We start from the raw sequence: 14304 nt of genomic DNA on the forward strand, positions 1-14304 counted from the left end.
CTTATCTCTGCAGATACTCATCACCCATTCTTCCAGATTTTGTCGAGTGGTTCCACAAATTGTCCCATCGTCATCTATCCCCAGAAAGATATTTCCTCCATGGAAGTTCAAAAAAGCGACAATTTCTTTAGCCATATCAGCAGGCTGGACATCGTCCCTTTTAAACTCAACCCTTGAGTTTTCACCGTTTCGGATAATCTCCAATAATTCTGTTTTACTCATATCTTTAATCCCCTCCTTCATTTCCTTTTGCTATCATCTCTTCAAACGGCACAACATACCTTACCACTTCAACCTTCTTTTCTGGTTCTAAATTCTCTGCCGGATTCTGGATAATGTAAAGTTGTGGTTTTGTCGCGGCATTCATCACCGCTCGTCTCTGGATTAGTAAGCTTCTTTTCGGTGACAATACATCTCTTGTCTTGGTGATTTTTTTCAAGTCCTTATCATTCCCCTATTATCTGAAGAATAATTTCTCGATTTCTACTCTTAGTATCAAAATCCATTAGAATTATCTGTTGCCAAGAACCGAGAAGAAGGCTTTTGTTGGTAAAAGGAACAGTCAGACTTGGTCCTAAAAGAGTAGCTCGAACATGGCTTGCCCCATTATCATCTCCCCAAGTCTTATGATGTTCATATTCTAAGTGAGAATTAGCTATCATCTCTAATGTCTGGTTAACATCTTTAATTAAGTTAGGTTCATACTCAATAGTAGAAACAGAAGCCGTAGAACCAGAAACAAAGATAACTACTATTCCATCCTTTATTTTACCATCACTTATTACTTTAGAAACTAAACTTGTGATATTAACTAAGTCTGTCCCTGCTCTTGTCTTTACCGATATCCTTTCAGTCTTTACCATGTCTTTACCCTTAAACTAAATCTTTCCTCTTTCACAGGCTCTCAAAAAAGCAGAAGCAGCAAGAGGGTCAAACTGAGAGCCAATATTGTTTTTCACTTCCTCTATAGCTTTTTCTCTTTCCATAGCATTTCTATAAGATCTGTTACTGGTCATGGCATCAAAAGCATCGGCTACCGCAATAATTCGAGCAAATAATGGAATTTTTTCTCCGGTTAAATTACCTGGATACCCTTGACCATTAAATTTTTCATGGTGATGTTGAATGCCTTCAATCATATTCTTAAGTCTCTTGATATGAAGAACTATCTCGGCTCCTTTGTTAGGATGGGTCTTAATCACCTCAAATTCTTCATTAGTAAGCTTACTTGATTTAGTAAGGATAGCTTCATCAATCCCTATCTTGCCAATATCATGAAGAAGTCCGGCAATTTTTAAAGTATCTAAATCTTCAGTTGGTAATCCTAATTCTTTTCCTATGACAAGACTTATAGTAGTTACTCTTTCAGAATGACCTCGAGTATATGGATCTTTTGCTTCTATAGCCTGAGCCAGGGCTTTGATAGTCCCGATAAAAAAATCTTGAAGTTCTTGATAAAGTCTGGCATTCTGAATACCAACTGCTGCTTGATGAGCTATTCCTTCAAATATCTTTAAATCTTCATCAGAAAATTTATCCCTTCCTATACTATTTAAGACTTGAGCTACACCTATTATTTCATCTTTTACTTTCAAAGGCACACATAACATATTTTTAGTCTTATAACCTGTCTTCTCATCTATCTCTTTGCAGAAACGAGGGTCTTCTTGAGCATTTTCTATTTTTAGAGCTTTTCCCTTTTCTGCTACCCAACCAGCAATTCCACTCCCCTTAGCCATTCTTGCCTTTTCTACCTTATCCCCTTTTTCTCCTAATGCCACCTCAAAGACAAGCTCTCCGGTCTCTTTATTTATAAGCAAAAGAGAAGAAGCTTCTCCTCTTAATACTTCCTCGGCCCGAATCATTGTCTCTTTAAGAACTTCGCTTAATTTTAAAGTGGAATTTACTGACTGGGAAATCTTTAAAAGAGCGTCTAACTCCTTTATTTTCTTATTTACCCTTTCTAAAAGGCAAGTATTATTAATAACTACTCCTGCTTGATTAGCAAAACCAATCAATAATTCTTGGTCGGTGAGGGTAAATGACTTTTGGCTATTTAAGACTTCTATCACCCCTATTACTTTTTCCTTAACCTTTATAGGGACACAAAGAATATCTTTAACTTGATAACCTAAGTCTAAAGCCATTTTCTTTTTGAAATCTTCGCTCTTCTCTGCCTCAGAAACAATTAAAGCTCTGCCCTCTGAAGCTACTCTTCCCACTACTCCTTCGCCTATCTTGATTCTATATCCGATAAGTTTTTCTGCTTTTCCTCCTTTAGCTACCTCAAAGACAAGCTCTTCTTTCTCTTCATCTACTAAAAGAATAGAACCTGCCTTTGTCTCTGTAACCTTCAAAGCAGAATCCATAATCAGATCGAGCAATTTGTTTAAGGGTAGAGAAGAGCCTATTGCAAAACTTATTTCTTCCAAGGCTTTAGCTTGAAGACTTACTTTCTTTAGTTTTTGGCTTAGATCTACCATTTGATCGTTAATTACCCTTAATTCTTCTTCAAAAAACGAACCTAACCCTTTTTCAGATAAGTTTTTCATTTATTTTATCTCCTTTTGATTAAAGAACTATTTACTTTTAAAATATTATTTACAAATCCAGATCTTCTCTCTTTGAAGTTCTTATAGAGACATCAATTAACCCAAAACTTAAAGCAATTACCGAACCACAATGATAGGCAAGAAAGTCTGATTGAGAGGTAGCATTAAGCATAACTCTAATATAGTTGACTAAAAGCCCTAAAACTAAACCAAGAAGAATAGGATCAGAAAACATTCGGAAATACTTTAAACTAATCTTAATTACATAAAACGAAAGACATAAATAAGCTACCAGCCCTACCATCCCTGTCCTACATAAGATATCTAAATATCCATTATGACCTACCCCTAATTTCTCTAATAAGACTACATCTCCTTCTTGCCTTAAATCAAAACCAATGTAGTAAGGAAATCCATTTCCCCAAAAAGGATGTTTTTTAAAGACTTCCATCCCTTTTTTTGCTTCCCAGTAACGATACTTAAAACTATCTTCTTTAGTTGTCTTGGTAAATAAACCAACAAATCTTTCCTTGGCAAAACCAAGAAGCGATTTTGACCCTCCTTTAGTAAATAATGGAGTAAGACTAAGAGCCACAGACACCAATAAGGCAAGAACCATTAAGACAGCCACATATTTTAAAAGATACCTCTTGGCATATTGATTAGAAAGAAGGTAAATCAAGCATAGCCCAATGATGGAGGTTAGCCAAAGCATCCTTCCAAAGGTAAGAATAATGGTTAGAAGAAAAAGAAGCGAAAGAATAGTAAAGATTAAACGTTGCTTTTTATCCCTCGTATTAATGAGCGTCGTTAAAGCAATAAAGAATAAGGCTGAGACCAAGTAAGGACCATCAGTGCAGATCCTTCCTTTGCCTATAGAAACAGTCTCTATTCCTATATCATATGCCCGTAGCTCCCTGACCACTACACTAAAGACAGGAGCAGTAAAATACTTAGCTCCTCCAAATAAGACCATAAAAGCAAATAAAAGAGTAATCACCACCCCTAGGCCATAAAGAAGACAAAGCAGTCTCTTTAGTTGGCCTTGATCTCTTATCGTCAAGATAACCAAGAAGAAGATAATATGATAAAAACAACTTCGCAAAGTATTTGCTGTTTCAGTAAAACCAAAACCATAAGCTAAGCTAAGATAGATAGAAAATCCCCAGATAAAGAATAGTATTAAATATGGTAGAAAGAAGAAAGATTTAATCTGAAAAAAGTTGGGGTCTTTAATATTCTTAATAATCAATATGGCGATAGTCAACAAGATTAAGACTTCCCCTGGCAGGAGGCTGGCTTCACCAAATAAAGGAAGGCGAGGAAGATTCTCAATTTTAAAAAAAGTAACGTTAAAGGTAATTAAAGCAATCACACTTATTTCTGGATACTTATAAAGTAAGACCAAGAAAGCTAAACCTAAAAAAGATGAAATAAGGGCTAAAGGAGAAAAAAAGACTAAGAAAAGACTTAAGAGAGGAATACCCAATAAGAAAATTAAAAAAATAAAAGACTTAGATTCAGTAAAGTAGAGAATCTTCATAGACAAAGAATGGTTAACCATAACTTATCTACATAACTCCTTAATAACTTCTTCCTTAATACCTTCCCAAATATCTTCTTTCTGCAAGTCTTCTTCTTTTTTTACGGGAAGAGAGGAAGGCTTTTCTTCTTTTAAGGTCTTTTCTTCTTTAATTTCTTCCCCTGTTACTTCTTTTTTTACAGGAAGTTTTACAGGAAGAGAGGCAGGTTTTTCTTCTTTAGGTTTTTCTTCTTTAATTTTTTCCTCTGTTACTTCTTTTTTTACAGGAAGAGAGAAAGGCTTTTCTTCTTTTAAGGTTTTTTCTTCTTCGAGATATTTTTTTAATTCCGGATATTCGTCTAGAGTCTTATACTTTTTTTCTTTAAAACCATACTTTTTTTTAAAGTACTCATAAGTATCAGGATCATAAGCATAATCTGACCAACCTTCATTAAAAGCCATTTCTTTCTTAGGAGACTTAAAAAAAGGGTCTTCTTTGTAGCTATCTTCTTTGTAGCTATCTTCTTTATAAATCTCAACTTTATAAGTCTCAAGAGGCTCTCTTTCTTCAAGAGCCAATGATTTTCTTTCTTCTTTTAATTCACGAGAAACTTTGGGCTTTTCAGGTGGAGTAATCTTTCTTATCATAGTCCAAGCACCTTGCCTTCGTTCTTCTCTTAAGGTAAGTTCCTCTTCATCTTTAAAAAGATCTAAATTCACATAATCCTCAAAATCAAGCCTTTTCTTAACTTTTTCTCTTTGAACATTCTTTGGATCTTTAGCCATTTTAGATACTTCTGGATATTTCTTAAGATAATACTCATATTCAGGATAAGTAGTCTCTTTAGCTTTATCTTTAAATTTCTCTATCTTAGAAATAGGAGCTTTTTTTTGGGGAATCTCTTCTTTTTTAGGCAATTTTTTTTCTTTAGCTAACTTAGTCTCTTTAGCTAACTCAGGAAGTAGTTCTTGGTTTATCTTTGGTCTTTCCTCTGGAGGACTTTTGCTCTCTTTTTTTTTATCTTGTTCTTTATCTTGATAAGTAAGATCCTCTTTCGCCTTTGGCTTTTTAACCTTTTCTTCAACTTTTAGACCAAATTGGTATAATAAAGAAATGTAGTGACTATTACCTAATTCCTCATTATAAGGAACAAAAGCATAACTAAGAGCAAGGTCGCCATACTTAATTCCAAACCCTCCCCCAAATCCATGAGCATATTTGGCAGGTCCATTCTGGTAACCTAATCTAAGAATAAAGTTTTCTCCTAAGGTATATTCATGCCCTAAATGAAGATTAATCTTACCATCATTAGGTATATTAATATCTAATCCGGTAATCATAGCCTCGTCTAAGTATTGGTAACTTAGGCCCAATTTTAAATTTAAAGGAAGTTTATCTTCTGTCTTATCAAATTTAACCTTAGTTCCTAAATTTTGGAGAGAAACTCCGTATCTTAATCCTTCCACACCACTCTCCTTTAAAAGACCCAAATCCAAAGCCACACTCTTAGAAACAAAGCTGGAAAGTCTTTGATAAATAAGTTTAACATTAGTTCCCATAAAAGCATCTTCATCTTCAGTCAAACTTTGAGCATAAGAGAGGCTAAGTAAGGTATCCCCGGCAGAAAAACTACCTAATTCATTACCTTCTTTATCCCACTTAGTAAATCTTCCCATATGCAAACAAGAAAGACCACCAGCTAAGATCCGAGAAGGAGAAAGTCGCTTAGCATATCCTAAATATTCATAACTAATATCATCAAAATAATCTAAGTGCATAAAGTTTAATTCTTGATTAGTGATAAAATTTAATCCGGCTGGATTATGAAACATCGCTTCGAGATCATTCCCCAGGGAAATGTAAGTTTCTCCCAAAGCTAAAGCTCTCGCCCCTATGCCTATCTTTAAAAAAGTTGCTCCCGTGGTTCCTAGATCTTCTTTAGAAGCAGGTAAATAAGAAGGCCAGACAGATAGATAAACAAAGATTAACATTATATTTAGTAAGTATTTCATTTATTTCTAAGGAACTCAATCTTTAAGCTGGTAGGATTAAGCCATTTTTATAAGTATTTCATTTATTTCTAAGGAACTCAATCTTTAAGCTGGTAGGATTAAGCCATTTTTATAAGTATTTCATTTATTTCTAAGGAACTCAATCTTTAAGCTGGTAGGATTAAGCCACTTTTATAAGTATTTCATTTATTTCTAAGAAACTCAATCTTTAAGCCGGTGGGATTAAGCCATTTTTAAAGGTTTTTAAATACTCTTGGCTGACGATGATAAAGATGCTAAACAAAAACCCTCCAAAAAGTCCCACCATGGCATTTAAAGTCTTCTTAGGTTTAGCAGGAAGACGAGAAATTATAGGTGGATCAATAACTCTAATATAAGTAAACTTCATAGTTTTAGCCATTAAAGCTTGTTCCTTTTTTTCTCTAAGAGTGGAAACTATTCTTTCTTGGGTATCTACATCTCTCTGTAATTGGGTTAAGTTAGCATATTTAGCAGGTAATTTACTTAATCTCTCTCGATGAGAATTAATCCTTTTTAATAAGGTATCTTCTTTGGCTTTTAAAGAATTAATCTCAGTTTCTAAATTAATTAAAAGAGAGACTAAATTTTGGTAATTATTAATCGCCATATCAGGCAGATAAGGAGTAACAGAAGGAATAATTTCTTTGATGGTATTCATAACTATTCCTTTTAGTTCTTCTTTTTTATCCCTAATAAGATTTTCTACCATTAAAATTTCCTTTTCATCTTGGGGAATCTGGCTTAAAAGTTTAGTTCTTTTTAATTCTAAATTTACCAATTCTTCTTTTAAAGAAAGAACTTCTGGACGGTTGCTCATTAACGTCGAGGAAGCCAAATCTTTATTTTGTTTAATAATCTCTTTGCGAACCTCCACTAATCTTAATTCAGAGGACTTCCTCTCGGCTGTAGTTTGGTCATATTGCTCTTCTAATCGAGATAAGGTCCCTATGCTTTCCCGACTTTCCTCAATAGGTTCAGTAATCTTACTAATTTCTTTAAAATTCTTAAGTTGTCCTTCATGAAAAGATAATTTATCTTTAGCCATCTTTAATTGTTTCTCAATAAGTAAAAACATATCCTCAGTTTCACTTTCTTTAAAACTAAGATTTAACTTCATAAATTCCCTTAAGATAACATCATTGACTTGGTAAGCCACCTTAGGGTCATTGGCAAAGGTAGTTAAACTTATCAGGTTTGTTCCTTCAATAATGTTCACCGCAATTATCTCTTGAAGTTCTTTTACTATTCCTTGAAAGATTTCTTCCTTGGTAATAAGAGGAATTTTTTTACCCAGTAAACTATAAACTACCGCTTTAATCTTATAAGTAAGTTCTTTAGTGGGGTCATAACTATCGGCTAACTTTAATTCCCTAACTGCTTTTTCAATTAAAGTACGAGATTTTATTAATTCTGATTGAGTAAAGACTTCATTTCGTAAACTTGGGGAAGGAGGAGGCATAAATAAAGATAATTTCTCAGTCTTATCTTCCACTAAGATAACAGAGGTTGACTTGTAAAGAGGTGGAAGTAAAAAACTAATTATTAAAACAAACAAGGAGGTCAGAAATGTAGAAAAAAATATTAAATATCTTCTCTTCCAAAAAAGCAAAAGGTAGTATTGAAGAGTAGGTTGACTTAAATCTTGACTATTCATTTATAAAGTTCTCTAATATTATAAGTAGTTCCTGTTCAAGGAATTATCCCACAGCTTGTGGTGGCTTAATATTCATTTATAAAGTCATTTATAAAGTTCTTTAATATTATAAGTAGTTCCTGTAGCATAAAAAATCGTCATAAGAAGAGGCATAGCTTGGTCTAAGATCTTATTAAGTTTACCTAATTTAGTAGGAGGTAAATAAACAATATCTCCTTGCTGAAGAATAACTTCATTAAGATGCTCTGGTTTTAAAGCTAAATCCTTTAAGTCAACATTGATAATCTCTATTCCTTTTTCTGTTTGTCGAATAACTTTAGTAAATGGCAACATGGCTGAATCTTTAGGATTTCCAGCTAAGATAATGGCTTTTAAAAGAGTTAACTTATCTTCGAGAGGATAAATACCAGGATTTTTAACTTCTCCAATCATATAGACAAAATTATCTTTATTATTAGGAATATAAAGAATGTCATTGGGTTTTAGGAGGATATTATTTTCGTTTTTCTTTAAGTTTAAAAGACTGTATAAATCAAGGGAAACTACCCCTACTTTTTCTCTAAAGATCAGAGCCTTTCTCGTATCCGCATCAGGTAAGAATCCTCCGGCCCAAGAAATAGCTTCTAAGACTTTAATATCACGATCTAAAGTAAAGACCCCTGATTTATTAACCTGTCCGATAACAGAAAATTGAGGATATTGAAATTTTTGGACAATTATTGTAACTTTAGGCTGGGGGAAAAAAGAAGAAAGTTTCTGGGTAATAATGTCATCTAATTCCTTGGGTGTCAGGCCAACGGCTATAATTTCATCAATTAAAGGAAAGGAGATCTTTCCATCAGGTCGAATAGTTAAAATCCGTGATAAGTCTTTATATTCCCAGACCAAGACTTCAATAGTATCACCTGTTTTGAGAGTATAATCTTCTGCCCTTAAATAACCATAATCTTTAAATAAAGGACTTATAAGTAAAGAATCTATCAGCAAAGAAATAATTATTAAAGTAATTTTAATAGAAGTCATCTTTTTCATCTTTATCTCATTAATTGCTTAAATGCTTAAAGTTGGTTCTTAAGATTTAGATAACTATAGATAAAAACAAGATTTATCTTTGAACCACCAAGCTCATTATTAAATTAATGCTTAAAGTTGGTTCTTAAGATTTAGATAATTATAGATAAAACCCTTACTTTAATTAAAAGTATATAAGCTATTATCTCTTTTGTCAATCTTTTATCATTCCTGACCTTACTCCTTGCTTTTTACTCTTTTGAGAAGATGTTTTACATTAACCACTAAATCGTTGGAATAGGCGTAAAGACTTGAGCCAATTAAAAAAACAACCTCACGACCATAAAACTCTTTTAACTGGCCAATATTTTCAATATCTAAACCTCCGGCAATCACTGGAAATGCTTGCTTAAGATTACCCATCTCCTTTTTTAAAGCCAGATCTACCCTCTGGCATATTTCTTTTGAAAAAGGGAAACGTCCTCCATAATTTGGATAAATGACCAAATCAGCGCCAGCCAAACGCATTAGATCTCCTAATATTACCTCATGGGAAAAGCCGCTATCAAGATTAAATAATGTTCCTACAAAAGCAGGGTGAGCCATAATGGGCAAAGATAGATCCTTATTCTCGGCTAAATAACGCATAAAGTCCAGTCCCACGATTAAAGGTGAGATTAATATTCCTCCAATCCCCATCTCTTTTGCCCACTTAATATGGGCTAACATCTTTTCGTAACGATCGGTAATATTAGGAAGATAAATGACCTTTTTTCCAGTCTCTATTTCTGCTTTATTTATGGCTTCCAGACACCGTTTTACCCTTTCTTTAAAAGGACAAAAAGGATGATCGACTAAACCATAATCATCTTTAATAAAATCAACCCCACCCAAGCTAAGTTTATAGGAAAATTCGGCCAGTTCTTTTGGTCCTTTTCCCATAGGCTTTAAAGCTGCGGCTATTAAGGGCCTATCTTTTACCCCTAAGATCTTTCTTATCCCTTCTATCCCAAATCTTGGACCTGAAAAATGAGCTAAAAGTTCTTTAGAAAGGCTAATATTGACAACCTTTATAGATGCTTTAAGAGAGATATTTCCATATAAAATACTCATCAGTTGAGGTAATTGATAGCCAGTTATTTGGTGGTGATAATTAATCATTACCTCAAAGATATTAGCCGAGACTTGACTTATTTTTTTCACCTGACCAATAATATTTTCTTTTATCCAACTATCTTGAATAAGTTCTTCAATAACTTCTACCGTTTGTTCTAAGCAAATATCATTAGCGATGGCCTCAATCTGATCTTTAGAGGCCTTAATTTGATAGGTCACAAAAAACTGGTCTTGATCTTTCATCTCTCTAAAAACTTTTCTTAAATTTAAAATAACAAGATAACTCTCGCTAATGCTTAGACTTGCTCATATTTCGGTGGTGTCTGCATAGCTAAGCTATTTTCAAACACCACTTAATTTTTTCAAATTTTATAAGACAGGTTAGGATTTAACTGAAAGATTGATGAGTCATTACTACCTTCTCGACAATGCTTTCGCTATCTAACTTATACTTTTTAAGTAAGTAATCTGGACTACCTGGTATAGCAAATTCATCTTGCAAGCCCATTCGTATCAGGCGCATCCTAAGTCCCTCTTCGGCAATGACCTCAGCTATTGCTGAACCAAGCCCCCCTGTAGTCAGGTGATTTTCTACCGTAATAACTACCTTAATATCTTCTCCTAAGTTAATAATAGCTGTCTTATCTATTGGTTTAATGGTCGACATCTGAAGAAGAGTAGGAAATATCTTTTCTTGTTCTAATTTCCTTACCGCTATCAGCGCTTCTTTAAGCATCATACCAGAGGTAATAATGGCCACATCTTTTCCTTCTTGAAGACAAGTAGCTTTACCAATCTGAAATTGATACTTCACCGGGTCAAAGATGATCGGAACTTCTCGTCGAGCCATTCGAATATAAACTGGCCCTTGATAGGCAGCGATTATTGGTATAGCTTGCCTGATTTCTGTGGAATCAGCTGGATCAATCACCGTCATATTAGGTAAAGTGCGCATCAAAGAAAGATCATCCACGGCTTGATGGGTAGGACCAAGTCGCGAAGCTAAACCTGGAAGAGTTCCCACTAATTTAACATTTATCTTTTGCATGGCAACTTGAACACATATTTGCTCATAAGCTCTTCGCGTTATAAAAACTCCAAAGCTATGAACAAAAGGAATCTCTCCTTCGATAGCTAATCCTACAGCAATATTGACTTCATTTTGTTCAGCTACTCCAATATTAAAGAACCTTTGGGGGAACTTTTCTTTAAACTCACCAATCTCGGTAGAATTAGCTAAGTCTGCCCCTAAGACTACTATTTTAGAATTTGCTTCTCCTATGGCTACCAAAGCTTTTTGATAAGGGGCAAAATCTTCTCCTATCTCTTTCAATAAACACTTACATCTCTGCATCCCAATCTCCTATTAATTCATAAGAAGCTTTATCTTTTAAGATCTTATTTAATCGAGTGTAATGAAAATTTAGACTATTTTCTAAGAAAGAGATCCCTTTTCCTCTAACGGTATTGCCTATCAAGAGAAAAGGTTTCTCTCTCTTTAAAGAAAATTTATCTAAAATAGCTACAATTTCAGCTATATTATGACCATTTACTTCTTCTACTTCCCAACCAAAAACTCGATATTTATCTCCCAGTGGCTCCATATTCATTACTTCTTTGGTTGGTCCGTCTACCTGAAAACCATTCTTATCTATTAAAGCCACTAAATTATTAAGCTTAAAATGCACCGCCGAAGTAGCTGCTTCCCAGATCTGTCCTTCATTTTGTTCGCCATCGCTCATCATGACAAAGATACGATGTTTTTTCTTTCTGAGCTTGGCATGAAGAGCCATTCCTACTCCTACCGAAAGGACTTGACCCAAAGAACCACCGCTAATTTCTACACCAGGCAAGGTATGACGATGAGAGATTAATTCTAGAGGAGAATTGTTTTCTTTAAAGGTAGATAAGAGCTTGGGATCAAAATAGCCAAGGTCAGCCAGGATGGTATAAAGCAGAAGAGCATAGTGGCCTGGAGAAAGAAGAAAACGATCCCGTTCTTCCCAATTAGGCTTAAGGGGATCGCACTTCAAGTAACGATAAAAAAGAGCAGCCATTAAGTCAACACCCGAAAGGGCTTGAGCAAGGTAAGCTCCTCCTGTCTGGTAAGTAAGATCAATTAGCTTTTTCTTGAGACTTTGAACCTTATTTTTAAGTTCTTCAATAGAAAAATGGTTCATTTAAAACCCCTTTTTATCTATCTTTAGATGTTCCAGAGACCTATTTAATCTCTTCTTATTCTTAATCTAAGGAAGGTGATTGCATCTTATTTTTAGAACCCTCTCTTGTCAAGGGAATTTTACCAGATGCCCAGCTAATATAAAAATGACTTGACAGAATAGAAAAAGGTTTCTATTATAAAAGATAAGTTTATTGTTACGGGAACCGTTTTAGCTAAACGTTTACAGGAAGAAGGAACTAAAAAATGGTCTCAAATGTTATCTTTTCTCCACCAGAAGTATTTTCATCTCATGCTCATCTTAAAAGTTTAAAAGACTACCAAGTTCTCTATGAAGAATCCATAAATAAGCCTGATGAATTTTGGGCAAAACAAGCTTTAGAAATTGATTGGATTAAGAAATGGGATCAAGTTTTGGAATATGATTTTACTAAACCCAAGGTCCAGTGGTTTGTTGGGGGCAAGCTAAATGTATCAGCTAATTGCCTTGATAGACATCTTAAGACTTTTCGTAAAAACAAAGCTGCTCTTATTTGGGAAGCAGAAGACGGTGAAAGTAAGACTTATACTTATCAAGAACTTTACTATTTGGTCTGTCGATTTGCTAATCTTTTAAAGAAAAAAGGAGTTAAAAAAGGAGATCGAGTTTGCTTTTATCTACCTATGATCCCAGAACTTGCTATTGGTATTCTTGCTTGCAGCCGGGTAGGAGCAGTCCACAGTGTGGTCTTTGGTGGTTTTAGCGCAGAATCCTTAAAGGAAAGGCTTAACGATTGCCAAGCTAAAGTTTTAGTCACTTCTGACGGAAGCTTTCGCCACGGCAAAGTAATTCCGCTCAAAAAAAATGCAGATCTAGCTTTGGAAAACTCTCCTTCTGTCAAAAGTTGTCTTGTGGTTAAAAGAACAAACACTTCTGTTAATATGACCTTTGGCCGTGATACCTTTTGGGAGGAAGAGATGAGAACCGTCTCTTCTGTCTGCGAACCAGAACCACAAGACTCTGAAGATCCACTCTTTATCCTTTATACTAGTGGTTCTACCGGAAAACCAAAAGGACTACTTCATACCACCGCTGGATACTTGGTTTATGCCCAAACTACTTTTAAGTATATCTTTGACTACCACGAAGAAGACACTTATTGGTGTACGGCTGATATTGGTTGGATTACAGGGCATACTTATATTGTTTATGGACCATTAGCTTGTGGAGCAACCAGTCTTATGTTTGAAGGCACCCCTAACTACCCCTCTCCAAATAGATATTGGGAAATAGTAGAGAAGTACCAAGTAAATATCTTTTATACTGCCCCAACTGTTATCCGAGCCTTAGCCAGGGAAGGTGAAGAATGGGTAAATAAACATGACCTCTCTAGCCTTCGTCTTTTAGGCTCAGTAGGAGAACCAATTAACCCTGAGGCGTGGTTATGGTATTATCGAGTAGTAGGTAAAGAAAGGTGTCCCGTTGTTGATACTTGGTGGCAGACAGAAACAGGAGGTATTCTTATTACCCCTTTGCCTGGAGCTATGACCCTTAAACCTGGTTCAGCCAGTAAGCCTTTCTTTGGAGTAAAACCAGCCATCTTAAAAAAAGACGGAGAAGAAACTTTGGTAAATGAAGAAGGAGCTTTAGTGATTAAAGCACCCTGGCCAGGAATAGCTCGTAGTATTTATGGGGACAGCGATAGATTTCAAGCTACTTATTTTTCACAATATTTAGGTAATTACTTTACCGGAGATGGAGCTCGCCTTGATGAAGATGGAGATTATTGGCTTTTGGGTCGGATAGACGATGTCATTAATGTCTCAGGACACCGTTTGGGCACCGCTGAGATTGAAAGTGCTTTGGCTCTCCATTCAAAAGTAGCCGAAGCCGCGGTAGTTGGTTTTCCCCATGAAATTAAAGGACAAGGCATTTATGCTTTTGTCATCTTAAAAGCTGGTCTTAAACCCGAAGAAGGACTAAAAGAAGAACTTGTCCTCCAGATAAGAAATCAAATAGGTCCTATTGCTAAACCAGACAAGATTCAATTTACCGAAGTTCTTCCTAAAACAAGATCAGGCAAGATCATGCGACGAATCTTGCGAAAAATTGCTGAGGGAAAGATAGATGAGATAGGAGATACCACCACCCTAACCGATTCTTCGGTGCGGTGGTCGAGCATTTAATAAAAGAAAAAGATAAATCTTAATTGAGGAGGGATCTTTTATGCAGTATATCTTGATCTTTGATGCTAAA

The 14304-nt window shown here is 35.1% G+C and carries 12 protein-coding genes; 1 reads left to right on the forward strand and 11 read right to left on the reverse strand.

Annotated features, from left to right (window positions below; genetic code table 11):
* From KJ849_00855 to KJ849_00905, 11 genes are all read right to left on the reverse strand, one after another.
* On the reverse strand, positions 1-222 hold a 222-nt coding region (locus KJ849_00855), incomplete at its 3' end, for an ATP-binding protein (GenBank protein ID MBU2599123.1).
* A gap of 4 nt (positions 223-226) precedes the next feature.
* Positions 227-409: a hypothetical protein gene (locus tag KJ849_00860; protein MBU2599124.1), complete on the reverse strand. Its 183-nt coding sequence runs from the start codon at positions 407-409 to the stop codon at positions 227-229.
* A 37-nt stretch (positions 410-446) separates the two neighbouring features.
* Positions 447-863, reverse strand: a complete 417-nt coding sequence (locus KJ849_00865) for a secondary thiamine-phosphate synthase enzyme YjbQ (GenBank protein ID MBU2599125.1) — start codon at positions 861-863, stop codon at positions 447-449.
* A 15-nt stretch (positions 864-878) separates the two neighbouring features.
* On the reverse strand, positions 879-2552 hold the full coding sequence (locus KJ849_00870; protein MBU2599126.1) for a GAF domain-containing protein: 1674 nt from the start codon (positions 2550-2552) through the stop codon (positions 879-881).
* A 49-nt stretch (positions 2553-2601) separates the two neighbouring features.
* Positions 2602-4116: an O-antigen ligase family protein gene (locus tag KJ849_00875; protein ID MBU2599127.1), complete on the reverse strand. Its 1515-nt coding sequence runs from the start codon at positions 4114-4116 to the stop codon at positions 2602-2604.
* 3 nt (positions 4117-4119) lie between these two features.
* Positions 4120-6087 (reverse strand): PorV/PorQ family protein, encoded by a 1968-nt coding sequence (locus KJ849_00880; GenBank protein MBU2599128.1) that lies wholly within the window; start codon positions 6085-6087, stop codon positions 4120-4122.
* A gap of 208 nt (positions 6088-6295) precedes the next feature.
* The gene (locus KJ849_00885) at positions 6296-7762 is read right to left on the reverse strand and encodes a GumC family protein (protein ID MBU2599129.1); all 1467 of its coding nucleotides are present in this window, start codon (positions 7760-7762) and stop codon (positions 6296-6298) included.
* A gap of 84 nt (positions 7763-7846) precedes the next feature.
* Positions 7847-8794, reverse strand: coding sequence for a polysaccharide export protein (locus KJ849_00890; protein ID MBU2599130.1), 948 nt, complete (start codon positions 8792-8794; stop codon positions 7847-7849).
* A 216-nt stretch (positions 8795-9010) separates the two neighbouring features.
* A complete protein-coding gene (locus KJ849_00895) occupies positions 9011-10132 on the reverse strand; it encodes a ribulose 1,5-bisphosphate carboxylase large subunit (GenBank protein ID MBU2599131.1) in 1122 nt (373 codons plus the stop codon).
* A gap of 145 nt (positions 10133-10277) precedes the next feature.
* Positions 10278-11243 (reverse strand): transketolase family protein, encoded by a 966-nt coding sequence (locus KJ849_00900; GenBank protein MBU2599132.1) that lies wholly within the window; start codon positions 11241-11243, stop codon positions 10278-10280.
* On the reverse strand, positions 11230-12069 hold the full coding sequence (locus tag KJ849_00905; protein MBU2599133.1) for a transketolase: 840 nt from the start codon (positions 12067-12069) through the stop codon (positions 11230-11232). Before KJ849_00905 ends, KJ849_00900 begins: the two co-directional genes overlap by 14 nt.
* Before the next feature lie 245 nt (positions 12070-12314).
* Here KJ849_00905 and acs point away from each other — a divergent pair, with 245 nt between their 5' ends.
* Positions 12315-14234 carry an acetate--CoA ligase gene (gene acs, locus KJ849_00910; GenBank protein ID MBU2599134.1) on the forward strand — a complete coding sequence of 640 codons (1920 nt, stop codon included), beginning with the start codon at positions 12315-12317 and terminating at the stop codon, positions 14232-14234.
* The last annotated feature ends 70 nt before the right edge of the window (positions 14235-14304 follow it).

This window comes from bacterium (genome assembly GCA_018830565.1).
Taxonomy (GTDB): domain Bacteria; phylum UBA9089; class JAHJRX01; order JAHJRX01; family JAHJRX01; genus JAHJRX01.

Excerpts from the sequence above, each read along its gene's own strand:
- KJ849_00865 (MBU2599125.1), bottom strand. The coding sequence starts at position 863 with ATGGTAAAGACTGAAAGGATATCGGTAAAGACAAGAGCAGGGACAGAC.
- KJ849_00870 (MBU2599126.1), bottom strand. The coding sequence starts at position 2,552 with ATGAAAAACTTATCTGAAAAAGGGTTAGGTTCGTTTTTTGAAGAAGAA.
- KJ849_00875 (MBU2599127.1), bottom strand. The coding sequence starts at position 4,116 with ATGGTTAACCATTCTTTGTCTATGAAGATTCTCTACTTTACTGAATCT.
- KJ849_00880 (MBU2599128.1), bottom strand. The coding sequence starts at position 6,087 with ATGAAATACTTACTAAATATAATGTTAATCTTTGTTTATCTATCTGTC.
- KJ849_00885 (MBU2599129.1), bottom strand. The coding sequence starts at position 7,762 with ATGAATAGTCAAGATTTAAGTCAACCTACTCTTCAATACTACCTTTTG.
- KJ849_00890 (MBU2599130.1), bottom strand. The coding sequence starts at position 8,794 with ATGAAAAAGATGACTTCTATTAAAATTACTTTAATAATTATTTCTTTG.
- KJ849_00895 (MBU2599131.1), bottom strand. The coding sequence starts at position 10,132 with ATGAAAGATCAAGACCAGTTTTTTGTGACCTATCAAATTAAGGCCTCT.
- KJ849_00900 (MBU2599132.1), bottom strand. The coding sequence starts at position 11,243 with ATGCAGAGATGTAAGTGTTTATTGAAAGAGATAGGAGAAGATTTTGCC.
- KJ849_00905 (MBU2599133.1), bottom strand. The coding sequence starts at position 12,069 with ATGAACCATTTTTCTATTGAAGAACTTAAAAATAAGGTTCAAAGTCTC.
- acs (MBU2599134.1), top strand. The coding sequence starts at position 12,315 with ATGGTCTCAAATGTTATCTTTTCTCCACCAGAAGTATTTTCATCTCAT.